We start from the raw sequence: 21,036 nt of genomic DNA, 5'->3' as shown, positions 1-21,036 counted from the left end.
AGATATATCAGAAACTCCTAGTTTTTACTCTATGTATAAAATCAACTAAGGAAAAATACTTTTATACCAATTCCAAGATTATTTTACCCAGATAAAATTGGAAACTAACGTTCTTTGATATTAAAACTTCGCTTAATCACAACATCCTACCAGATCACGGTATTTTCCACAGTTGTATAAAATTTCTATGCGATTATTGTTTGTCGAGGGCAAAATTGGGGAATGCTTAACTATAGGAAATCATAACCAGGCAACATTGGTTATATATATTACAATATCGACGAATTATCAAGGTAGCGGTGGCAATGGTAGAGCCTGAAAACAAATTATTTGCTCTTAAGGATGGTTGGGCCTCTCAGGAAACGAGAGAACAACAACGACTCACAGTATTATTTGAACTGGGTTTGCGGCAACCTGAAACAATTCCGGTCTTTGAGGAAGCGACTCAAACGGCTGCCCATTTTTTGGAAGCGCCAATTTCCATATTGGGATTTGTAGATCAGGAGCGCCACTGGTTCAAGTCATCTGTAGGTTTATCCAGACTAGGATTGATGAATCATTTGGCGCAAAACCGTCAGTTGTTGCGTCGAGAATCTTTCTGCACCCAAGTAGTAGAATCTTGTAGAGAATTAGTTATTAACGATACTCAAAAATACAGTAATAATACTATTATTACTAGTAAATTAGTTCAAGAATATGGCATTCGCGCTTATTTGGGAGTGCCATTAATTGATTCGTCAGGGCATTGTTTAGGTGCTTTGGCAGTTATGGATTTGGTACCGCGCGAATTTAAAAATCGAGATATTGAATTTTTACAAATCATAGCTCGTTGGAGCATGAGTGAATTTGAGCGGAATCGACTCCTGCAAAGTAGATCAGAAAAGAGCAATCATAAAAGCGCGTCTACTTTGTTTATTAATGAAGAAGCTACCAATAGCTTAAAATTAACATCAGCGACTTTAGAAAAAGAATCACGTTCTACTAGACAACTAAAATTAGAACTTTTAGGGCAACTTACGCAAGAATTACGCACTCCTTTAACATCAGTATTAGGTATGGCTAGTGTCTTAGGTCGAGAAATTTATGGGCCTTTGACAACTAAGCAAAGAGAATATCTAGAAATTATTCAACACAGCGGGCGTTACTTACTTTCTTTAGTTAACGAGATTACTGAATTAGGCACAGTAGATGAAAATTCACTGGTACTAAACATAGCTCCAGTAGACATTGAAATGTTATGTCAACAAGCTATTAATAGTCTAGAAGAACCCGCTAACCGTCGGGAGCAAGATATTCGCCTCTCAATAGAACCTGGGCGTGGTCGCATTTGGCCTTTAGACAAAGACAAGGTGCGACAAATACTTTACCACATGGTTTTCAGTGTTATTCAATTATCGGCGACAGGTAGTATTGTGAGAATTCACGTCTCTTACAAGGAAAATATACTCACCATTACTGTTTGGGTTTCACATCCTTGGTTGGGAGATGGGATTACTGAAGTTGATCCCTATTTTCGTCTTCATCCCCTATCTCTACTGGAACTTGCCAACGAAGCGGCATCGTACAGTACTTATTCCACAAACCAAGATGAGTTAGGCGGTTTATCAATCACACTAGAACAATCACCAAACTTGACTGATTCCTACTCAGATTTGTTAAGTGTCAACCCTGATCTGGAGTTGGTTAAGAGTAATAATAGTTTATCCCGTGAAAGCTTAGGTTTGTTACTAAGTTGTCAGTTAGCAGAATTGCATGGTGGGCAAATTTCGATCCAAGGTTCAGCAGAATCAGGACACCGTTATGTACTTTCTTTGCCGCTACAAACTGCTACTACTACTGAAGCCGTTAACGAGATTTAATCACAAGCTACTTTTTTTGAATCTACCCAACTATTCATTTTTCTCCTTTAATCAGCATCGCCTGATAAATCATACTAGTATGAAGAGGCATAAGTAAAAATATAAAAACCTTAAATTTCAATTTTTTGCCAATTTTTAGATGTGATCTTCCTATTTTTGCCCAGAGACACTCGTGTCTTGGCACGAAAGTTTCTCTACTAAATTTGCCATCTTCGTTGTTACCTGTTTATAATCACCCGCATTATGATTAAGTGCAAGTTCTGCTTGTGCAGATCTGCTCATTAAATGCAGCGTGTTTTATGAATTTAGCCTGGCAACGATTTACTTTATCTGATTTACCACTCAAAGAATACCTCGCTACTAGCTACTTACGCCGTTTTGCGGTTGGTTTATTCAATTCGTGGCGGCAAAGCAGCATTCTGATGCAGTCGGGAGACATAATTGCAGCTGCTTTAATCAGCTTAGTTTATGCTCTTGCACCTTTTGTTTCAAGTACATTGATCGGGTTACTGCTGACAGCATGTGTAGGATTCTGGCTGTTGTTGACTTTATCTGATGAGCCAGTACCAGCAACTGTTCCGTTAGTTACACCTATTCACTTGTTGGTATTGCTTTATTGGGGAATTGCTGTAGTAGCTACAGCATTATCACCAGTAAAAAAGGCCGCTTTGAACGACTTGGTGACATTAACACTATATTTGTTGCTGTTTGCCCTTTGTGCTAGGGTACTCAGGTCGCCACGGCTCCGGTCTTTGATTATTACCTTATATCTACATATATCGCTAATTGTTAGTGTATATGGATTACGGCAATGGTTTTTTGGCGCTGCCCAATTGGCTACATGGGTAGACCCGGAATCACCTTTGTCTAAAACAACCAGAGTTTATAGTTATTTGGGTAATCCTAACTTGTTAGCTGGATATTTAATGCCATCTGTTGTTTTGAGTTTAGTAGCTATTTTCGCTTGGCAAGGTTGGATTAAAAAAGCTTTGGCATTGACTATGCTAGTTGTGAATAGTGCCTGCTTAATTTTGACTTTTAGCCGTGGCGGGTGGATAGGGCTAGTAGTGGCAATTTTAACTGCGATCGCATTATTAGTTTATTGGCGGAGTCTAGAACTCCCGCGTTTTTGGCGTACTTGGTCACTGCCGATAATTTTGGGAGGTACCCTGGGATTATTGCTCCTAGCAGTCATATTTGTGGAGCCAGTCCGACTGCGAGTTTTTAGTATTTTTGCTGATCGCCAAGATAGCAGTAATAATTATCGCCGTAATGTTTGGGATGCTGTCTTTGAAATGATTCGCGATCGCCCGATTATTGGCATTGGCCCCGGTCATAATGCTTTTAATAAAATCTACCCACTTTATCAACATCCTCGTTATAGTGCTTTAAGCGCCTACTCAATTCTGCTAGAGGTGGCTGTTGAAACTGGCTTTATTGGTTTAGCTTGTTTTCTGTGGCTAATCTTAGTCACTTTTAATACAGCATTGTTACAACTGCGAAGATTGCGAGAATCGAGAAATATTCAAGGATTTTGGTTAATCGGTGCTTGTGCTACTTTGCTGGGGATGTTAGCTCACGGTACAGTAGATACAATTTGGTTCCGGCCTGAAGTCAATACCCTGTGGTGGTTAATGGTGGCTATAATTGCCAGCTACTGGGTGCCGCTCAATCAAAACAATACTCAACCAATTAATTTCTCTAACCCAGATTCAGCTACTAATTAATTCTGAATAAATGGGCAAGTTTCTACCGTCACTTGCCCATGTTTGTTCTTGATTTTTCTGCATTCTATATTGTGGCGTTAGTCTCTGTAGCTAGTAGCACCAGGAGCGTTAGGGTCACGATAACGGCTAGGTTCATCGTTATGCTTTCTACCAGCTAAACCAGCTAAACCAAGCAGACCGAGTAATCCTAGCCAACCCCAATCAAAATCATTGCGATCGTAAGTAGTTGTGCGTGGTGCATCACCAGTGGTAGTAGTAGTATTGTCCTGAGCTTGTACAGGTAATGTTAAAGGCATAATTGCCATCCCTAATGTTAGTACTCCAGCGCTAACAGCTTTAGTAAGGTTGCTTTTCATGGTGAAGTTCCTCATTGGTTCCAAAGTTACTCACCAATGTATCGAGTCCTAACGCAACCAGAATCAATCTGTAGCTATAAACTAGGTTGTTTATCAACTCACGCTGAAGTATGAAGTATGAAATTTCCTACTTCTACGTCTTGACTAATGACTATTGACAATTTAATAATTTTTCATTGCTCTTTGAATATCGCGTTGATCTTGACGGCGTTTGATGTCTTCTCGCTTGTCATGGGTTTTTTTACCTTTACCAAGGGCAAGACTAACTTTTACCCAACCTCGCTTGAGGTACATTTTTAAAGGTACTAGTGTCAAACCTTGTTGTTCGACTTTGCCAATTAACTTACGAATTTCTTGACGATGCAGTAGTAGCTTACGCGTGCGTCTTGGTTCATGATTGAAATATTGCCCACTAGCATTGTATGGAGAAATATGAACATTGAGTAGCCATAGTTCCCCATCACGAATCAAACCATAACCATCTTGTAGATTTACCTTGCCGGCACGAATAGACTTAACCTCTGTTCCGGTCAACTGAACGCCAGCTTCATAGGTTTCCAAGATTTCATACAAATAACGGGCTTGACGATTGTCGCTAATAACTTTGTAACTGTCGCTTTTTTCACTCATTGATATTTTTATAACTTTAAATGTGTTGCCAAAATCGTTTAGACTACCTTGTGAATTTATAGAGGCGTATTAAACTACTATAAATTAATTATTTGCTGAATATCAGTGTTATCCTATTAATCTAGCTTTTTATAACCATCAATTAAAATGTTATTTGCCGACTACTTCCGGTATTATGATTGATCAGTCGGTATTATTTACATTATAGTGAGTGACTACTTTATATTAATTGCGTGTTGTTAAGAATTACAAAAGTCTCTATGCCTGACAAGCACTAGCTATTAAACCTACGTTAAACTGCTTGAGCAACTTCTAATGATTTAAGATTTTCTTTAGAAATTCCCTATCGGACAGTCATTAACTAGTAATCCTGTCATAGTATGAAACATAAGAACACTATTATTGCCTGTGTTCACTGAAACAGTTCGTAGACGCAAATTTCTAAGTAACAAAAATGCTAGGGGTGTACTGTCCATGCCCTTGACGATCCTTGTGGTGGATGACGACCTGGGCACTCGTCTGTCTATTAGTGATTATCTTGAACTGTCTGGCTACTCGGTGATCACAGCTAATGACGGTCAAGAGGCTTTGGCAATGGTAGAAGAATACCGTCCTGATTTAATTGTCACTGATATTGTTATGCCAAGAATGAATGGCTATGAATTGGTACGTCGGGTGCGCCAACAACCAGGATTCCGCTTATTGCCTGTAATTTTATTAACAGCACGTACCAAAACCCAAGAGAGAATTCTAGGTTATCAGTCGGGGTGTGATTTATATTTACCAAAACCGTTTGAGTTGGAGGAGCTAGCTGCGGCGATTCGCAATTTGTTGGAGCGATCGCAAATTATTCAATCAGAGTACCGGGTTTCCCATAAAGAAAATGTCACTACTTCAACCCCAGCAACTGCATTAGAAGCTCATAACTCTGTATTTACCCATCTGGAAAAACCTGAGTTTTTCTCCTCTCTGACTTCTAGAGAACAAGAAGTTCTCGAACTACTGACTCATGGCTTGTCTAATGTCGAAATGGGTCAACAGTTACACCTGAGTTCCAGAACAGTAGAAAAGTACGTTAGTAGTTTATTAAGAAAAACCGCTACCAGTAACCGGGCTGAACTGGTGCGGTTTGCCATCAAACATGGTTTAGTAGAATAGTTGCTGGCGCTATATCAATTAAGCTTTTAATTGCTGATTATTAATCTCCTGAAGTAGCCCTTCACAAGCATCAACCAGTAAATCAATAACTTGATTAAATCCCTCTACGCCGCCGTAGTAGGGATCGGGAACTTCTTTCAGGCTATGTCGAGTACAAAAATCACACATTAAGCGCACTTTGTCGTGATATTTGCCAGTTGGGTCAAGGGTGAGAATATCTTCATAATTATCTCGATCCATTGCCAAAATCAGATCAAACTCTTGAAAATCTGACTTGGCAAACTGTCTGGCTCGACCACGCAGTTGAATTCCCAATTTAGCCGCCGCCGCACTCATCCGACGGTCAGGCTGACTACCAATGTGATAGCTAGATGTCCCGGCAGAATCACAGCAGATGCTGCTACTTAATCCAGCCTGATCAATCAGATGATTCATGATGTTTTCCGCCGATGGCGAACGACAAATGTTCCCCAGACAGACAAACAATAGCTTGTAGGGCATAGATATTTTTTGTCCTTTGTCACTTGTCATTAGTCATTTGCCATTTGTACAAACCAATGACTAATGACTATTGACCAATGACTACTAATTAAAATCCAGGCAGTTCGAGTCCACTGGTTAATTCTTCCATACGTTCCCGCATTGTTGCTGTGGACTTGTTATACGCATCTTTCATTGCCACTGTTATGAGATCAGAAAGTAGTTCTGATCCTTGTGCTAAAGCATCGGGAGAAATTTCTACTCGCTTCGGTTCTTGGTTTCCGCTGACAATCACCTTGACCAGACCACCGCCAGCTTCTCCTTGAATTTCCATTTGCTCCAATTCTTCTTGGAGTCGCTTTGCGCCTTCTTGAACTTGCTGCGCTTTTTTAAAGGCTTCGGCTAGTTCTTTCATTTTTCCTAAGCCAAAGCCGAATCCTTGTCCTTTACCTGTCATAATTGATTGTCCGCGTGTGCTTTCAATAACAAATCAAATTCAATTATAGATGCGGGTGGTAATTTGCCACTTTTGTTACTAATAATTAATAGGCCGTGGATCTGCTTAAGAATAAAGTAAGAAGACTAAAGGATAAAACTTTATATTTTAACCTTCAGACTTCATACTTTTGTGTACTATCCACAAGCTGCCTGAAACTCACCCATCATTTTGACTTCTGGCTCTAACAAAATCGACCAGCGTTCTTGCACTTGTTCTTGAATGTGGTGAATTAAGCAGAAAATATCACTAGCTTTGGCTCCCCCACGATTCACAATAAAATTAGCATGAAGTTGTGCTACTTGTGCGCCGCCGATTTGATAGCCTTTGAGACCCGTTTGTTCAATTAACCAACCAGCAGTATAAGGTTTGGGATTGCGGAATACGCTACCACAACTGGGAAAATTATAAGGTTGGGTAGAAAGCCGATGCTGTTTGTGTTGTTTAGTTAATGCTAAAATTTTGGCTGGATCAGCACCTGGTTGCAATTGGAAAGTTGCTTGGGTGACAATGCGATCGCTTCCCTGAAGTAATGAAGTTCTGTAGGTATAACCTAATTGCTCCGGTGTCAGAGTTTCTAGTTTGCCATCAGGTGAAAAGACTTCAGCACTCACCAAGATATCTGCGATGCAGCTATTATGTGCGCCTGCATTCATAACTACGGCACCACCCACAGTTCCGGGAATCCCCACAGCCCACTCTAAACCTTGCCAGCCCAGTTGTGCTGCTTCCCATGCTAGGCTAGGGATTGATTCTCCCGCAGCGACTGTTACTAAGCCTGTTTCTGGGTCAAAGTGACTGTGACGAAGATGGCGTGTGGCAATCACTAAACCTGGTAAACCGCGATCGCTTACTAGCAGGTTAGAACCTGCACCTAAAGTTGTTACTCTTAAATTATGTTCTTTTGCGTAATTCAAGCTGGCTTGCAATGCTTCTAAGTTACGGGGGGCAACATACCATTCCGCCGCTCCCCCGACTCTATAGGATGTAAATGCAGACAACGAAGCTTGTGGCTTGATAATACAATCTGTACCTGGTAAGTAAATTATTTTGCTATCTGATGATTTATCTGTTTCTGGTTTCTGTGTAGGTGTAGCAGAAACTGTGCAGATGTTTCCAGCTGCCTGGGAGATTTTCATTTTGACATCAATTTTGTGAAATTTTTACATTTTTCTGCCGCAAAAATACAGCAATAATTATGAATTGATAGCGCCGTTACTCAACGGTCTTAGGATGTGGCTGTAGCAGCCTCGCAAAGAGTAGTAATTAATTCCGGAATTACTTGATTGAGATTTCCTGCACCCAGGAACAGTGCCAAGTCTCCAGGACGGAGCGTTTTCAGCAAGAACTCGCGCACTTGGGGTAAAGTTGATTGATACACCACTTGTGAATGGAATTTACCCACTTCTGCGGCTAACTGCTCACCACTGATTTGCCCTAAGTTAGGTTCGCCTGCACTGTAAATATCAGTTAGTACAACTAAATCAGCATGGGCAAACGACTCAGAAAATTCTTCTAAAAACGTTAGTGTGCGACTATAGCGATGTGGTTGGAAGATAGCCACCACTCTTTGTCCTGGTCTAGCCTGAAGACGTGCAGCCGCCAGAGTAGCCCGCAATTCACTAGGATGATGGGCATAGTCATCAATAAATGTAATGCCATCAACTTCTCCACGAAACTCAAAGCGTCGTCTTGCACCTTCAAAAGTGGCAATAGCTTTGGCGATTTCACCAAATTCTAAATTTAAAACTCGACCGACTGCAACTGCGGCTAGAGCATTGCTAAGGTTATGACGACCCAGTAAGCGCAACTTTAACACACCTAAAGCTTTACCGCGTTCCCAAACCAGTGCTGTGGTACCATCATGACGATAGTCAATATTAGTAACGCTATAGTCAGCATTAGTATCTTGATGTAGGCTGTAGCTGATTGTAGGTTGCAGGCGATCGCGTACTGTCTCACAATCTATACTGCCAATTAAGGTCTTACAACCCCGCGCAAATGTTTGGAAAGTATCAATTACTTCTTCTAATGTGTCGTAGTGGTCAGGGTGATCTAGTTCAATATTAGTGATAATGCCAATCTCCGGTGCATGTTTCACCAAAGAACCATCAGATTCATCTGCTTCTGCTACTAAATATTGGCTTTCTCCCAAGCGAGCATTACCTTCCCAAGCATTGACTTCACCACCTACCAAAATTGTGGGGTCTAAACCAGCTTGCAGAAGCATATAACCAATCATACTACTTGTTGTAGTTTTGCCATGAGTACCTGCTACAGCGATGCTTTTATAATCAGCAATCAAAGCAGCTAGTACATCTGAGCGATGCAATATCGGACAACCTAATTCTAAAGCAGCTTTATATTCTAAATTGTTAGTGTTAATTGCAGTTGAACAAATTACTTGAGGTAGTAAGGACACAGGAACAGCTAATAATTCTTGTGAACTTAATGCTGCTTCATTCGTCATTACCTTGGGACGAAAGAATTCAAGATTACTTGCTTCTTGCTTACCAAAAATATGTGTACCGATAGATTCCAACTTGCGCGTAATATGATTAGGCCGAACATCTGAACCTGATACTGGCAATTGACGCTTTGCCAATACATAAGCCAGAGCAGACATACCTATGCCACCAATTCCAATGAAATGGAATGGTCTACCGCCAAAATCCACAGCATTACTCATTGATTACTCCTCTACACCACACCATATTCACAAATGACACGCGTATCATAACAGGAATTTGTTTTTTACCGTAAATTTTTCTACAGCTTTTTTAGGCTAGTTGTCTGAGAGCTTTTCCGCTTTCGTTATGCGGATTGAGAATGATTTTACCTTTGTAGGAGGTTTTTGCTATTTCTGAACTGTTTTTAAGATTATTCTGCAAATTTCCACTGCATCGGGAAAGAAATTCATGTAATGACAAATACATATTTTTAGATTCCTGACTGGTAAGAGTTAAGATAATACATTCGTAACCAAATCACTTTTAAATTTCATCAAGCTAAGGCATGAATTGAGTACAATAATACATTGATAGTGAAATTGTGTTTCAAAAGTATAAGCCTAGGCATGATTGAATGCAGCAACTGGCAATTTTTGGTGGCACATTTGATCCGATTCATTGGGGACACTTGGTTATAGCCGAAACGGCTTTGCATCAACTATCCCTAGATCAAATAATTTGGGTACCATCATTTAATCCTCCGCATAAACAAGCAGCACCATTTGAGCATCGGGTAAAGATGCTACAACTAGCAACGCAAGAAAACCCAGCTTTTACTGTCTCATTAGTTGAGACCAGTCGCTCTGGAACTTCTTATGCCATCAACACTTTCATTGACTTATCTGCTATTTATTCAAATACTCGCTGGTACTGGATTGTGGGTTTGGATACTTTCCAAACCTTGCCCCGTTGGTACCGTGGACACGAACTAGCACAAATGTGTGATTGGTTGATTGCGCCCCGACAATTAGATAGTGATACAGTTCAAAGCGATATAACCTGCCAACAAGTAGAGCAACAACTAAGACAGAGGTCGCATACCATTCACTGGCAATTCTTGAATATACCCTTAGTAGGATTTTCGTCAAGTCATATTCGCAAACTTTGTTGCGAAAGTAAATCTATTAAGTCTTTAGTCCCTGAGTCGGTTAGATTTTACATCAGGACTCATAACCTCTATTCAGAAAAATCTGAATAAAATATATATTTTTTTTTGGATCTAACACTTTATAGTTATTAATACTCCCCTCCTTTGCGATATGATTGGGGTCAAAGATATCAACTTATAGGCATAAATACAGAGGGCAAGACACTGTGATTAGAGTCGCAATCAACGGTTTCGGGCGCATCGGGCGTAACTTTGCACGTTGTTGGCTAGGTCGGCAAAATAGTAATATCGACCTTGTAGCTGTCAATGACACATCAGATCCTAGAACAAATGCTCACCTCCTGAAGTATGACTCGATGCTTGGGAAGTTAAAGGATGTTGACATTACCGCCGATGATAACTCTATCATCGTTAACGGTAAAACCATTAAATGCGTATCTGATCGCAATCCAGAAAACTTGCCCTGGAGAGAATGGGAAATTGACCTAATTATCGAAGCAACTGGGGTATTTACTAGCAAAGAGGGAGCGTTAAAGCATGTAAATGCTGGAGCCAAAAAGGTTCTAATTACCGCCCCTGGGAAAAATGAAGATGGTACTTTTGTTATCGGTGTGAATCATCACGATTACGATCACAATGTACACCACGTTATTAGTAATGCCAGCTGTACTACCAACTGTTTGGCTCCCATTGCCAAGGTGCTAAATGACAAATTCGGCATCATCAAAGGCACAATGACCACAACCCACAGTTACACTGGAGACCAGCGTTTGTTAGACGCTTCTCACCGTGATGTGCGTCGGGCAAGAGCAGCAGCCATCAATATTGTCCCCACCTCGACAGGTGCAGCAAAAGCAGTGGCGCTAGTAATTCCAGAACTCAAAGGTAAGCTGAATGGCGTTGCCTTGCGTGTACCAACCCCGAACGTCTCAATGGTAGATTTCGTTGTTCAGGTTGAGAAGCGTACTATTACGGAAGAAGTGAACCAAGCTCTCAAAGATGCCTCAGAGGGTTCACTAAAGGGTATACTAGATTACAGTGAACTCCAGTTAGTATCATCTGATTACCAAGGTACTGATGCTTCTTCGATTATTGATGCCAGCCTAACTTTGGTAATGGGCAGTGACTTGGTAAAAGTTATGGCATGGTATGACAACGAGTGGGGCTACAGCCAACGTGTTCTTGATTTGGCTGAACTAGTAGCTGAGAAGTGGCAATAATTTTTCAATAGTCAATATTCTTTTGTTAATTATCAATAGTAATTACTATGGACTATTGACTCTGGACTATTGACCAAAATGTTGAAATCCCTGGCTAAGGCTGAGAACTTGGTCAGGGATTTTTTCTTGTTTGTCATGCAAGAGTACTTTTGAACCAGATGTGATGTTGCCGATAATTGCTGCGCCTTGACTGAGTTGTTTAACTAGAGTTTTTGCTTGTTCTGGTGGTAAACACAGCACTAATTCAAAATCTTCGCCACCATAGAGAGCATATTCTATTGCTTGTTCTGGTTTAAGCCAATGTTCCAAAGTTGTATGGAAGGGAATTTGATGGCGTTCTAATACAGCACCAACACCACTAACGCGGCAAATTTGTAAAACAGCATCTGCTAAACCATCGCTACTATCCATACCTGCGACAGTAGAGGCGGTGTGATTTACAATATCCCAAAGAATGGGTAAGACATCTAATCGTGGCTGAGGGCGTTGATGGGCTTTGATAAAAGTGTTTTTTTGTTCGGTAGTGAGGTTCTGCCCTAATTGGGGATGCAGGAGCAATTGTAAGCCAGCGTGGGAGGCTCCATGAACACCTGTGACCACGATCGCCATTCCTACTTTAGCAGCAGAACGGCGGATGATTCGCTGGGGAGCGACTTGGCCAAAGGCTGTAATGGAAATAGTTGTGGTCGGCGATCGCACTACATCACCGCCAACAATTGGGGTATTGTATTTTTGCAAGCATTCTGTCATTCCTTGGTAAAGTCGCTCCACCCAACTTACTTTTAAGTCACCAGGAAGACTTAATCCAACTGTGATTCCTAAAGGACAAGCCCCCATTGCAGCTAAATCGGATAAATTGGCGGCTGCGGCTCGCCAACCTGCATCTTCTGGAGAAGTAGTAGCATCACTAAAATGTACGCCGTCAACTAAGACATCTGTTGTTACTACTAAAGATTTTCCTGGCGCAGTTACTAACACTGCTGCATCATCCCCAATAATCTCTGCGGGACAAAAGCTTTGTAATTTTGCTAACAGGCCTTGTTCGCCAATATCTTTAATTGTTGTCATTAGTCAATAGTCAGGAGGAAGGAAGATGACACTTCAGACTTCACACTTCAGTTACTATGATGGTATCGTCTAGGGGGATGTTGAGATGGTCACTACACCAATAACAAAACTCACATTTGAAGAGTATTTAACTTATGATGATGGCAGTGGTTTTCACTACGAGTTAGTGGATGGCAGACTGGAATTAATGAATCCCCCAACGATTGAACATTTCTTAATTGTGGCTTTTTTAGATACCACATTCATCTCAGAAATTCAGCGTTTAAGTTTAGCTTGGTTAACTTTTCGGGAAACTGGGACGAGAACAGGAAGAAATAAGTCTAGGTTAACTGATTTGTGTGTAGTGACACAGGAGCAAGCACGAGACTTACTTAAGGCTTCAGCTGTGTTTGAGTCAGCACCATTACTGATTGTAGAGGTTGTTAGTCCTGATTCGCTCAAGCGTGACTATCGTTATAAGCGGTCTGAATATGCCGCGGTTGGAGTGCCAGAATATTGGATTGTCGACCCGTTAGAATTAAAAATTACTGTACTGTTGTTGGAAGAAGGATTTTACGAAGAAACGGTATTTACTGCCGACCAAAAGATTATATCGTGGACGTTTCCAGAATTAGCGATCGCGCCTCATCAAGTATTTGCTGCTGGAACAATTTGAAGTATGAGGTATGAAGTGTAAAATTTCATACTTCATACTTCAATTTAAGCTGCTTGAGGCTGCACTAAATTTTCTATGCCCTGAGTTACAGTTGCCGATTCAATTTTGTCACCAGCTTTGAGTGTATCTAAAACATCTTTGCCTTCTGTGACATAACCAAACACAGAGTAACGTCCATCTAGCAAGTTACGTCCGGCGGGAGTGAGTTCTGGTTCAAATAAGAAAAAGAACACTTGCGAGGAAGCGCCATTAACTTGGCTTTCAGGACGAGCCATTGCTAATGCACCAAAGGACGAAAAAGGTAAAACTGGCATATCTAGATAACGACCAGCGTCTTCTAAGGTAATGCCGTAGGTTGGTGCTTTATCCCCTTCCGCTAGAATCTCTAAAGGAATTGCCCTGTATTTGCCTGTTTTTGGGTCAATAAAGCCTTGTTCTTTGCCTGGGGGGTCGCCAGTTTGCAAGACGTAGGATTCTTCTGAACGAGTAAATTCTAGCCCGTTATAAAAACCCCTTTGTACCAAATCGACAAAATTACCAGCAGTCACTGGTGCGCTGTAACCATCAACAACAACTGTTAAGTTGCCTTTATTAGTTTTAAATTCTAAAGTGGCACGACCTTTGAGTTGTGGCAAATTACTGTAATCAGCAGGTACTTCAAAGGGAAATCCTTTGACCATTGACTCTTCTAGCAAAGAAACTAAATTTAGCAGTTTATTTCTCTCTTGCAGAATTTGTTCTTTATCTTTAGATTGTGTCAATTCTTGCAGTTTAGCTACACCAGATGTTAACTCTTCAACCCATGCTTGGGCTTGGGGTTGGCGTTCTTCGGGGACGCTTGCTAAGATTTGTGAAGGCTTATCGAGAACGCGGGATGCTTTGCTGAGGTCTTTGGAGATAGCACCCCAACGTCGATTAGCCCGCAACTGGGTTGATATGTCTTCTAGACTGGCTTGTAGTTGCCGTACTGGTTCATTTTTAATCGGGAGTGCATAACGCAACAAAGCTTTGCCGTCGGTAATTGCATTGCCAGAGGGTAAGGCGGCATTACTGGAGGGAGTCCAGCCAGCTGTATTGATGCCTAAAAATATAATTACCAACAGTATTGTTACTAGGCTGGACTTTAGCCAGGATTTTATTAACTTAAACATGAGTATGGCTCAAATGCAGCATGAATATTGTTGACTGGGCGGAACCCAACAATAATCTTCCCATAGTTAGGAGTGCTGAGTGCTGAGTCACCGAAGTTTGCTCAACGCGGGGAACCCGCGCACGCAACTTCTCGCTGAGTGCTGAGTATTTTAGGAAGGAGTTAGGAGTTGGAGGAGCGATGGAGAACAACAAATGACAAATGATTGTGTCAACTTGTCAAACGTTGGTACAAGCTGCTTTTTCCCTTCTGCCTTCTGCCTCCTGCCTTCTGCCTCCTGCCTCCTGCCTTCTACTTAATTAACCAATTAATCCGCTTGAAGGGTACAATAAATGCCGATTGTCTTCCAACATTTGAAAGCTTCATGATTTCTAGTAACGACTTTCGACCCGGTGTATCAATTGTATTAGACGGGTCTGTATGGCGGGTGGTAGATTTTCTCCACGTTAAACCCGGTAAAGGTTCGGCGTTTGTCAGAACAACCCTGAAAAACGTCCAAAGCGGTAAGGTTCTAGAAAGGACTTTCCGGGCTGGGGAAACTGTGCCGCAAGCGACTCTGGAAAAAAGCACAATGCAGCATACCTATAAAGAAGGCGAAGAGTTTGTCTTTATGGATATGGAATCCTATGAAGAAGGACGACTTAGCGCTACGCAAATTGGCGATCGCGTTAAATACCTCAAAGAAGGTATGGAAGTCAATGTGATTCGTTGGGGTGAGCAAGTGCTAGAAGTAGAATTACCTAATTCAGTAGTACTAGAAATTACTCAAACTGATCCTGGTGTTAAGGGTGATACGGCTACAGGTGGCACTAAACCAGCCATAGTAGAAACTGGTGCAACTATTATGGTTCCCTTGTTTATTTCTCAAGGAGAACGGATTCGGATTGATACTCGTGAAGATAAATATTTAGGCAGGGAATAAATTTTCTCTTGAATTTAGAGTTAATTGTGATTTAAATCCCTGTATAGGGTTTAAATCCCTGCCTTCATACCATTTTAGATTTTGCGAAAAGTTGCGTGGGCGGGTTTCCCGACTTGAGCAAACTTTTCAAGACGGATTTTGGATTGGGAATGACTGTCTGTGTCTGAGTTGTGTCAATCCATCAATCTCAATCATTTTTAAATTGGTATTACTGAAAAATTCTTAATTTATGGACAGGTTGAGGTAATAAAAGCTGTGCCTTTGGACTTTAATGAAATCCGCCAACTACTGGTAACTATTGCACAAACAGATATTGCAGAAGTAACTCTTAAAAGTGATGACTTTGAGCTAACAGTGCGTAAAGCTGTGAGCTTTAACAATCACGCTGTACCGCCAGCTGCTATTGGTGGTGTAGCGGCAGTGACGACAGTTGCAACCGGAGGCGTAGCACCCACGCTGTCTGCCGAGCGTATTTTAGATAATGCTGTGGCTGGTGCTGGTGTACAAATGTCGGCAAATGCGCCTTCAGCGATAGATCAAAGATTAGTTGAAGTTGCTTCGCCAATGGTAGGAACTTTTTATCGCGCACCCGCACCAGGCGAAGCGCCTTTTGTGGAAGTTGGCGATCGCGTCCGTCAAGGACAAACGGTGTGTATCATTGAAGCGATGAAGCTAATGAATGAAATTGAAGCCGAAATTTCCGGGCAAGTTATGGAAATTCTTCTCCAAAATGGGGAACCTGTAGAATATGGTCAACCTTTGATGCGAATTAACCCTGATTAAGTATTAATCTATATATGAAATGAGTGATTGTTAACCTTGTCTGTTTTTACGGATCATTCCTGATGAAACAAGCGTTGCCTGTACCGCCGGAAGTGGTGCAACAAGTAGCCGAATATTTCAGCCTGTTAAGTGAGCCGATGCGTCTGCGGCTACTACACTTATTACGGGATGAAGAAAAATGTGTACAAGAATTGGTAGAGGCAACACAAACTTCGCAGGCAAATGTCTCCAAACACCTGAAAGTAATGTGGCAAGCCGGAATCCTCAGCCGTCGCAGTGAAGGCACTTGCGCTTACTATCGGGTGGAAGACGAAATGATTTTTGAATTGTGTAATCAGGTATGCGATCGCATCGCTACAAGGTTAGAACAGCAAGCTCGTAACTTTCGCGTTCTGAATACAAAACTTTAAGTTATTTGTCAATGGTCATTTGTCAATAGTCAATGGTAATTTTGACTCTTGACTTTTGACTCTTGACTTTTGACTAAAGTGGATAATTTTTATCAAAGCTTTCACGCGTCAGAGGTTGTTGCAACTCTACGCCTTCACCGCCTAAGACATCTAAAGGTTTGCCGTTTACGTCAATGTAAACCTTAGCTTTGGTGTTCAAGCTGGAGGCTGTGTAAACAACTTGTCCAACACGCGCCACCATTGATGTGCTACCGCCACCACTGGTAAAACTATCTGATAAATTGACGTGGACTTCATCACCTTTGACATTCAAGCCCAATAGCTTAGTACCTTTGGGAATGGTAGTTGAATCTGTACTGTCGCTTGGCCCTTCTAATAAAGCTTGAAAAGCTCTTTCTAAAGCTTGGTTAGGCTGATTTGCGGCTACTTCAACTGATTTAGGAACTAAAGCAATATTTTTTTCTTGAGGTTTTAACCAGTAAACTTGAGCAGTTTTTTCATTTGGTTGGGTAGTTGTTGGCTGTGTTGGCTGTTGAATGCTTTGATTAGGGTTGGCGGGATTGGTTGTTACAGGAGCTTTGTTTGGCGACTGGGTAGTTGTCAACCAAGCTACACCACCGCTAACTGCAATCACAGCAGCTGAGACGGCTGCAACTACACCCGAAGATACGCGATTAGATCTTGGTTCATTATTCATATTAAAAACCTTCCTGACTGATTTAGGGCTGAAATAATGTTTATGTGAAGAGCAGCCTGGTTATGGACGATACTTATAAGTTGAGAGTTTCCAGAGATTTCATGAATAGCTCGATACGCTTAAATAATGCGATCGCTAAATCTAAATAGTCCTTCCTTAATTCTAGAATTTGTAATTTAAATCCGTCATCTGCCAAATTCTATAAATCTCATTGTTTCGTGAGATTTAGGAAATTATTAAGAATTAGGCAATAGGAAATAGAGGTTCAGATCCCCGACTTCTCTAAGAAGTCGGGGATCTTTTTGTTGTACTCTGTCGCTAATTATTTATTATTTATTGCTGCTGTAATCCATTGTTTCAATGTAGTGATAACTTCATCAATGGCAATTTCTTGAGATTGGCGAGTTGCTCTTTCTACTACTTCAACTTTGCCGTTAGCAATTGCACGTCCGGTAACAATTCTATAAGGTATACCGATTAAATCAGCGTCTTTAAATTTGACTCCGGCGCGTTCATCACGGTCATCTAATAATGTTTCAATTCCGGCTTGATTAAGTTCAGTGTAGAGTTTTTCAGCTATTTGCACTTGTTGGGCATCATTAATGTTAGGAATTGTGACAATCGCGTGATAAGGTGCGATCGCTACAGGCCAAATAATCCCATCTTTATCGTAGGATTGCTCAACTGCGGCTTGTGCCAACCGCGACACACCCACACCATAGCAACCCATCACCAAGGGTTTTTCTTCGCCTTGCTCGTTGGTATAAGTTGCACCCATCGCCACGGAATATTTTGTGCCTAATTGGAAAATGTGACCAACTTCGATACCTCTAGCACTGTTGAGAGTTTGTTCAGGGTTGTGCAGGGCGCGATCGCCTGGTCTTGCTTTACGCAAATCTACTACACTTTCTGGTAGCTTAAATTGCTCGTTCCAATTTGCACCAACTACGTGATAGCCAGTTTCATTCGCACCAGTCACGAAATTTTTCAAATCAACGGCTGTTTTATCCACTAACCGCACAAATTTGGCGTGAACTTGTTTGTTCCCAGCAATATATTCATCGCTAATATCTGGCGCGATGTAACCTAAAGGGAGGGATTTCGCCGCCCAGGTTTGTTGTGTTTCTGCACTGGGTACATTTAAGGCGATAATTGCTTTCGCACCGTAGTTACCAGCTAACCGCGTCAATTCATTCTGTAATTTGACTTCGTTAACTTCCTGATCTCCACGAATACTTACCAGTACCAACACAGTCAAGCCATTATCGTAGACTGTTTGATACAAAACGCTTTTAACTATTTGGGTGGGAGAACACTTGAGGAATGAAGAGAGTTTTTCAATCGTATCTGTTCCTGGTGTTTCCCGCTTTTCATAACTAGTAAACGGTGAAGCTGACCCGTCCGCAGGTAGAGAAACAGCTTTTTCTACGTTCGCTGCGTATTTACCATCTTCGGTGTAGAGAACTTCGTCTTCACCAGCCTCCGCTAAAACCATAAATTCGGTAGAACCGGAACCACCAATTGCACCAGAGTCAGCCTCTACGGGACGAAAAGCTAAACCAGCACGCCGCAGCATATTGCTGTAGGCTTGATACATATCTTGATAGGTTTTTTTCAAACTTTCTTCATCGACGTGGAAGGAGTAGCCATCTTTCATGATGAATTCTCGTCCACGCATCAAACCAAAGCGGGGGCGAATTTCGTCACGGAATTTAGTTTGCAGTTGGTAGAGATGTAGCGGTAATTGACGATAAGAGCGAATCATATCACGAGCGATCGCAGTGATGACTTCTTCATGAGTCGGCCCTAATCCTAATTGTTGCTCACGGCGATCGATCAGGGAAAACATAATTCCCTCGGCTTTGGTGTAAGTATCCCAACGTCCTGATTCCTTCCACAACTCAGAGGGTTGTAGTTGGGGTAACAAACATTCTTGTGCGCCTGTGGCGTTCATTTCTTCGCGCACAATTTGAGAAACCTTTTGCAACACCCGCCACATGAATGGGAGATAAGCATAGATACCGCTACCGATGCGACGAATATACCCTGCACGGAGTAATAACTTATGGCTAGGAATTTCCGCATCAGCAGGATCATCCCTGAGTGTAACGAATAACATTTGTGACAGTCGCATCGTTTAATCCCTTCTTAGAATCGTTAATCTCTGTGTCAAATAAAGTATGAAGTATGAAGTATGAAGTATAAAGTGCTTGGTTAATAGTCGTTTGTCATTTGTTATTTCCAACCTGCATCCCAAACCTTTTTAAAATACTCAGTACTCAGCGAGAAGTTGCGTGCGCGGGTTCCCCGCGTTGAGCAAACTTCGGTGACTCAGCACTCAGCACTCTCTACTACTTCAGGAGAAACTTACCTTGTCAGACGTAATTTATCAAGCGCAGCCGCCTCTAGAATTTATCCAGCCAGCGTTTAATCCCTTATTTTTGCGAGTTGTTCAAACGGTTTTACCTAGTTGGATACAATGGCAAACTGCTATTTCCCACATTGAAGCAGACAACGTTGAGATTTTGGCGGATCTTTATCGTGAGTTTCAAGAAGGAAAGGTGCGCTTTTTGTTGGCGTTTCGTCATCCCAAAACAGATGATCCTTTTTGTTTAGGTTACTTGCTGTCTCAACTGGTGCCGAAGGTTGCGCGAGAACAGGGCATAAAATTACAATCTCCCATTCATGCTCATTTTATCTACGATCGCGGCATTCCTCTTTGGGCAGGTGAATATGCGGGTTGGGTGGCTTCGCGGTTGGGTGGAACACCGATTCAACGTGGTAAGGCTGACTGGACAGGGTTGCGTTCAGCGCGTGATTTATTCGCTAATGGTAGATTTCCAATGGCTGCTGCGCCAGAAGGTGCAACAAATGGACTATCAGAAATTATGAGTCCATTGGAACCTGGTATTGCTCAGTTAGGCTTTTGGTGTGCAGAAGATTTACAAAAAGCTGGACGCTCGGAACGAGTTTTAATTGTACCAGTTGGGCTGAAATATAGTTATACAAATGCGCCTTGGAGTGCGATCGCGCAATTATTAAGTGATTTAGAAACGGTTAGTGGTTTGCCTGTGAATGCGGGAAGAAAAGATAATATTGCTTCAATGGAATTACTTTATCCGCGATTATTGGCTTTAGCAGAGCATTTATTATCTTTAATGGAGCAATTTTACACACGATTTTATCATCAAAAGTTGGCAGATGCTCAAACTGTAAGTGAAATTAAAGATAGAAATGAAGCCTTAGCATTAAGATTACAAGCTTTATTAAATGCTGCATTGCAAATATCCGAACAATATTTTAACTTACAAGCAAAAGGTACTTTAACAGACCGTTGTCGGCGGGTAGAACAAGCTGGTTGGAATTATATATTTAGGGAAGATTTTAAGGATATCAAAAAATTATCTTCTGTGGAAATAGCATTAGGCGATCGCATTGCTGAAGAAGCGACTGCGAGAATGTGGCACATGCGTTTAGTAGAAAGTTTTGTGGCAGTTTCTGGTAACTATATTAAAGCGAAACCTTCAGTCGAAAGATTTGCTGAAACGACTTTAATTTTATCGCAGATGATTGCCAAAATTAAAGGTGATAAATCTTTCCAACGTCCGCAATTAGGTAAGCAGAAAGTTAAGATTACTATCGGACAGCCGTTATCTATATCTGAGCATTATTCGGCATATAAAGAAAGTCGCGCAGGTGCAAAGCAAGCGGTGGCTGATTTTACTAATGATTTACAACAGGCGATAGCTCTACAGCTTGATTAAAAGCTTGAGAGATATTGAGTACATCTGAAGGCTCTATTCTAAA

Annotated in this window: 22 protein-coding genes; 10 read left to right on the top strand and 12 right to left on the bottom strand. The window is 41.5% G+C overall.

Annotated elements, in window-relative coordinates:
* Nucleotides 1–305 precede the first annotated feature (305 nt).
* On the top strand, nucleotides 306–1,859 hold the full coding sequence (locus AC504W_RS07680) for a GAF domain-containing sensor histidine kinase (RefSeq protein ID WP_494877145.1): 1,554 nt from the start codon (nucleotides 306–308) through the stop codon (nucleotides 1,857–1,859).
* Nucleotides 1,860–2,009: 150 nt separating this feature from the next.
* Here AC504W_RS07680 and AC504W_RS07675 read toward each other — a convergent pair whose 3' ends face one another.
* The gene (locus tag AC504W_RS07675; protein ID WP_494877144.1) at nucleotides 2,010–2,141 is read right to left on the bottom strand and encodes a hypothetical protein; all 132 of its coding nucleotides are present in this window, start codon (nucleotides 2,139–2,141) and stop codon (nucleotides 2,010–2,012) included.
* Nucleotides 2,142–2,158: 17 nt separating this feature from the next.
* On the opposite strand from AC504W_RS07675, the gene AC504W_RS07670 reads away from it, so the two are divergent.
* The gene (locus AC504W_RS07670; protein ID WP_494879590.1) at nucleotides 2,159–3,586 is read left to right on the top strand and encodes an IctB family putative bicarbonate transporter; all 1,428 of its coding nucleotides are present in this window, start codon (nucleotides 2,159–2,161) and stop codon (nucleotides 3,584–3,586) included.
* Nucleotides 3,587–3,663: 77 nt separating this feature from the next.
* Here the strand turns inward: AC504W_RS07670 and AC504W_RS07665 are convergent, their stop codons facing one another.
* The gene (locus AC504W_RS07665) at nucleotides 3,664–3,942 is read right to left on the bottom strand and encodes a WGxxGxxG family protein (RefSeq protein ID WP_494877140.1); all 279 of its coding nucleotides are present in this window, start codon (nucleotides 3,940–3,942) and stop codon (nucleotides 3,664–3,666) included.
* 162 nt (nucleotides 3,943–4,104) lie between these two features.
* Nucleotides 4,105–4,572: an SsrA-binding protein SmpB gene (smpB, locus tag AC504W_RS07660; RefSeq protein ID WP_096574889.1), complete on the bottom strand. Its 468-nt coding sequence runs from the start codon at nucleotides 4,570–4,572 to the stop codon at nucleotides 4,105–4,107.
* A 474-nt stretch (nucleotides 4,573–5,046) separates the two neighbouring features.
* Between smpB and AC504W_RS07655 the strand changes: the two genes are divergently transcribed.
* Nucleotides 5,047–5,730, top strand: a complete 684-nt coding sequence (locus AC504W_RS07655) for a response regulator transcription factor (protein ID WP_494877138.1) — start codon at nucleotides 5,047–5,049, stop codon at nucleotides 5,728–5,730.
* 18 nt (nucleotides 5,731–5,748) lie between these two features.
* On the opposite strand, the gene AC504W_RS07650 is transcribed toward AC504W_RS07655, so the two are convergent.
* The 4 genes from AC504W_RS07650 to murC form a co-directional block, all read right to left on the bottom strand.
* Nucleotides 5,749–6,231, bottom strand: coding sequence for a low molecular weight protein-tyrosine-phosphatase (locus AC504W_RS07650; RefSeq protein WP_494878601.1), 483 nt, complete (start codon nucleotides 6,229–6,231; stop codon nucleotides 5,749–5,751).
* An 88-nt stretch (nucleotides 6,232–6,319) separates the two neighbouring features.
* Nucleotides 6,320–6,667 carry a YbaB/EbfC family nucleoid-associated protein gene (locus AC504W_RS07645; protein WP_015113098.1) on the bottom strand — a complete coding sequence of 116 codons (348 nt, stop codon included), beginning with the start codon at nucleotides 6,665–6,667 and terminating at the stop codon, nucleotides 6,320–6,322.
* A 176-nt stretch (nucleotides 6,668–6,843) separates the two neighbouring features.
* The gene (murB, locus tag AC504W_RS07640) at nucleotides 6,844–7,845 is read right to left on the bottom strand and encodes a UDP-N-acetylmuramate dehydrogenase (protein ID WP_494877136.1); all 1,002 of its coding nucleotides are present in this window, start codon (nucleotides 7,843–7,845) and stop codon (nucleotides 6,844–6,846) included.
* Nucleotides 7,846–7,934: 89 nt separating this feature from the next.
* Entirely contained in the window at nucleotides 7,935–9,395 is a 1,461-nt protein-coding gene (gene murC / locus AC504W_RS07635) for a UDP-N-acetylmuramate--L-alanine ligase (RefSeq protein ID WP_494877135.1), read from the bottom strand.
* Nucleotides 9,396–9,790: 395 nt separating this feature from the next.
* Here murC and nadD point away from each other — a divergent pair, with 395 nt between their 5' ends.
* Entirely contained in the window at nucleotides 9,791–10,414 is a 624-nt protein-coding gene (gene nadD, locus AC504W_RS07630; protein ID WP_494877133.1) for a nicotinate (nicotinamide) nucleotide adenylyltransferase, read from the top strand.
* 116 nt (nucleotides 10,415–10,530) lie between these two features.
* Entirely contained in the window at nucleotides 10,531–11,544 is a 1,014-nt protein-coding gene (locus tag AC504W_RS07625; RefSeq protein ID WP_096574879.1) for a type I glyceraldehyde-3-phosphate dehydrogenase, read from the top strand.
* A 66-nt stretch (nucleotides 11,545–11,610) separates the two neighbouring features.
* On the opposite strand, the gene thiL is transcribed toward AC504W_RS07625, so the two are convergent.
* Complete coding sequence (gene thiL / locus AC504W_RS07620; protein WP_494877131.1) at nucleotides 11,611–12,612, bottom strand: thiamine-phosphate kinase; 1,002 nt, start codon at nucleotides 12,610–12,612, stop codon at nucleotides 11,611–11,613.
* 85 nt (nucleotides 12,613–12,697) lie between these two features.
* On the opposite strand from thiL, the gene AC504W_RS07615 reads away from it, so the two are divergent.
* Nucleotides 12,698–13,267 carry a Uma2 family endonuclease gene (locus tag AC504W_RS07615; RefSeq protein ID WP_494877130.1) on the top strand — a complete coding sequence of 190 codons (570 nt, stop codon included), beginning with the start codon at nucleotides 12,698–12,700 and terminating at the stop codon, nucleotides 13,265–13,267.
* A 44-nt stretch (nucleotides 13,268–13,311) separates the two neighbouring features.
* On the opposite strand, the gene AC504W_RS07610 is transcribed toward AC504W_RS07615, so the two are convergent.
* Nucleotides 13,312–14,418, bottom strand: a complete 1,107-nt coding sequence (locus AC504W_RS07610; protein ID WP_494879588.1) for a peptidylprolyl isomerase — start codon at nucleotides 14,416–14,418, stop codon at nucleotides 13,312–13,314.
* Nucleotides 14,419–14,781: 363 nt separating this feature from the next.
* On the opposite strand from AC504W_RS07610, the gene efp reads away from it, so the two are divergent.
* The 3 genes from efp to AC504W_RS07595 all read left to right on the top strand — a co-directional run bounded on the left by efp (nucleotide 14,782) and on the right by AC504W_RS07595 (nucleotide 16,532).
* Nucleotides 14,782–15,339: an elongation factor P gene (efp, locus tag AC504W_RS07605; protein WP_494877128.1), complete on the top strand. Its 558-nt coding sequence runs from the start codon at nucleotides 14,782–14,784 to the stop codon at nucleotides 15,337–15,339.
* Nucleotides 15,340–15,594: 255 nt separating this feature from the next.
* Nucleotides 15,595–16,122 carry an acetyl-CoA carboxylase biotin carboxyl carrier protein gene (gene accB, locus AC504W_RS07600; protein WP_494877127.1) on the top strand — a complete coding sequence of 176 codons (528 nt, stop codon included), beginning with the start codon at nucleotides 15,595–15,597 and terminating at the stop codon, nucleotides 16,120–16,122.
* 62 nt (nucleotides 16,123–16,184) lie between these two features.
* Complete coding sequence (locus tag AC504W_RS07595) at nucleotides 16,185–16,532, top strand: ArsR/SmtB family transcription factor (RefSeq protein ID WP_062289993.1); 348 nt, start codon at nucleotides 16,185–16,187, stop codon at nucleotides 16,530–16,532.
* A 73-nt stretch (nucleotides 16,533–16,605) separates the two neighbouring features.
* Here the strand turns inward: AC504W_RS07595 and AC504W_RS07590 are convergent, their stop codons facing one another.
* The 3 genes from AC504W_RS07590 to AC504W_RS07580 form a co-directional block, all read right to left on the bottom strand.
* Entirely contained in the window at nucleotides 16,606–17,229 is a 624-nt protein-coding gene (locus AC504W_RS07590) for a GerMN domain-containing protein (protein ID WP_096574867.1), read from the bottom strand.
* Nucleotides 17,230–17,302: 73 nt separating this feature from the next.
* Nucleotides 17,303–17,425, bottom strand: a complete 123-nt coding sequence (locus tag AC504W_RS07585) for a hypothetical protein (RefSeq protein WP_494879586.1) — start codon at nucleotides 17,423–17,425, stop codon at nucleotides 17,303–17,305.
* A 126-nt stretch (nucleotides 17,426–17,551) separates the two neighbouring features.
* Nucleotides 17,552–19,363 carry a proline--tRNA ligase gene (locus AC504W_RS07580; protein ID WP_494877124.1) on the bottom strand — a complete coding sequence of 604 codons (1,812 nt, stop codon included), beginning with the start codon at nucleotides 19,361–19,363 and terminating at the stop codon, nucleotides 17,552–17,554.
* 238 nt (nucleotides 19,364–19,601) lie between these two features.
* Between AC504W_RS07580 and AC504W_RS07575 the strand changes: the two genes are divergently transcribed.
* Nucleotides 19,602–20,993 carry a 1-acyl-sn-glycerol-3-phosphate acyltransferase gene (locus tag AC504W_RS07575; protein WP_494877122.1) on the top strand — a complete coding sequence of 464 codons (1,392 nt, stop codon included), beginning with the start codon at nucleotides 19,602–19,604 and terminating at the stop codon, nucleotides 20,991–20,993.
* Nucleotides 20,994–21,036: the final 43 nt, after the last annotated feature.

It is taken from the genome of Nostoc sp. C96 (assembly GCF_059384975.1).
The sequence above is the reverse complement of the archived record's forward strand: the minus strand, read 5'-3'. Positions and strand labels throughout refer to the sequence as shown.

Bases quoted from the DNA above. Each gene is read 5' to 3' on its own strand.
- AC504W_RS07680 (WP_494877145.1), top strand. From the start codon at position 306: ATGGTAGAGCCTGAAAACAAATTATTTGCTCTTAAGGATGGTTGGGCC.
- AC504W_RS07675 (WP_494877144.1), bottom strand. From the start codon at position 2,141: ATGAGCAGATCTGCACAAGCAGAACTTGCACTTAATCATAATGCGGGT.
- AC504W_RS07670 (WP_494879590.1), top strand. From the start codon at position 2,159: ATGAATTTAGCCTGGCAACGATTTACTTTATCTGATTTACCACTCAAA.
- AC504W_RS07665 (WP_494877140.1), bottom strand. From the start codon at position 3,942: ATGAAAAGCAACCTTACTAAAGCTGTTAGCGCTGGAGTACTAACATTA.
- smpB (WP_096574889.1), bottom strand. From the start codon at position 4,572: ATGAGTGAAAAAAGCGACAGTTACAAAGTTATTAGCGACAATCGTCAA.
- AC504W_RS07655 (WP_494877138.1), top strand. From the start codon at position 5,047: ATGCCCTTGACGATCCTTGTGGTGGATGACGACCTGGGCACTCGTCTG.
- AC504W_RS07650 (WP_494878601.1), bottom strand. From the start codon at position 6,231: ATGCCCTACAAGCTATTGTTTGTCTGTCTGGGGAACATTTGTCGTTCG.
- AC504W_RS07645 (WP_015113098.1), bottom strand. From the start codon at position 6,667: ATGACAGGTAAAGGACAAGGATTCGGCTTTGGCTTAGGAAAAATGAAA.
- murB (WP_494877136.1), bottom strand. From the start codon at position 7,845: ATGAAAATCTCCCAGGCAGCTGGAAACATCTGCACAGTTTCTGCTACA.
- murC (WP_494877135.1), bottom strand. From the start codon at position 9,395: ATGAGTAATGCTGTGGATTTTGGCGGTAGACCATTCCATTTCATTGGA.
- nadD (WP_494877133.1), top strand. From the start codon at position 9,791: ATGCAGCAACTGGCAATTTTTGGTGGCACATTTGATCCGATTCATTGG.
- thiL (WP_494877131.1), bottom strand. From the start codon at position 12,612: ATGACAACAATTAAAGATATTGGCGAACAAGGCCTGTTAGCAAAATTA.
- AC504W_RS07615 (WP_494877130.1), top strand. From the start codon at position 12,698: ATGGTCACTACACCAATAACAAAACTCACATTTGAAGAGTATTTAACT.
- AC504W_RS07610 (WP_494879588.1), bottom strand. From the start codon at position 14,418: ATGTTTAAGTTAATAAAATCCTGGCTAAAGTCCAGCCTAGTAACAATA.
- efp (WP_494877128.1), top strand. From the start codon at position 14,782: ATGATTTCTAGTAACGACTTTCGACCCGGTGTATCAATTGTATTAGAC.
- AC504W_RS07595 (WP_062289993.1), top strand. From the start codon at position 16,185: ATGAAACAAGCGTTGCCTGTACCGCCGGAAGTGGTGCAACAAGTAGCC.
- AC504W_RS07590 (WP_096574867.1), bottom strand. From the start codon at position 17,229: ATGAATAATGAACCAAGATCTAATCGCGTATCTTCGGGTGTAGTTGCA.
- AC504W_RS07580 (WP_494877124.1), bottom strand. From the start codon at position 19,363: ATGCGACTGTCACAAATGTTATTCGTTACACTCAGGGATGATCCTGCT.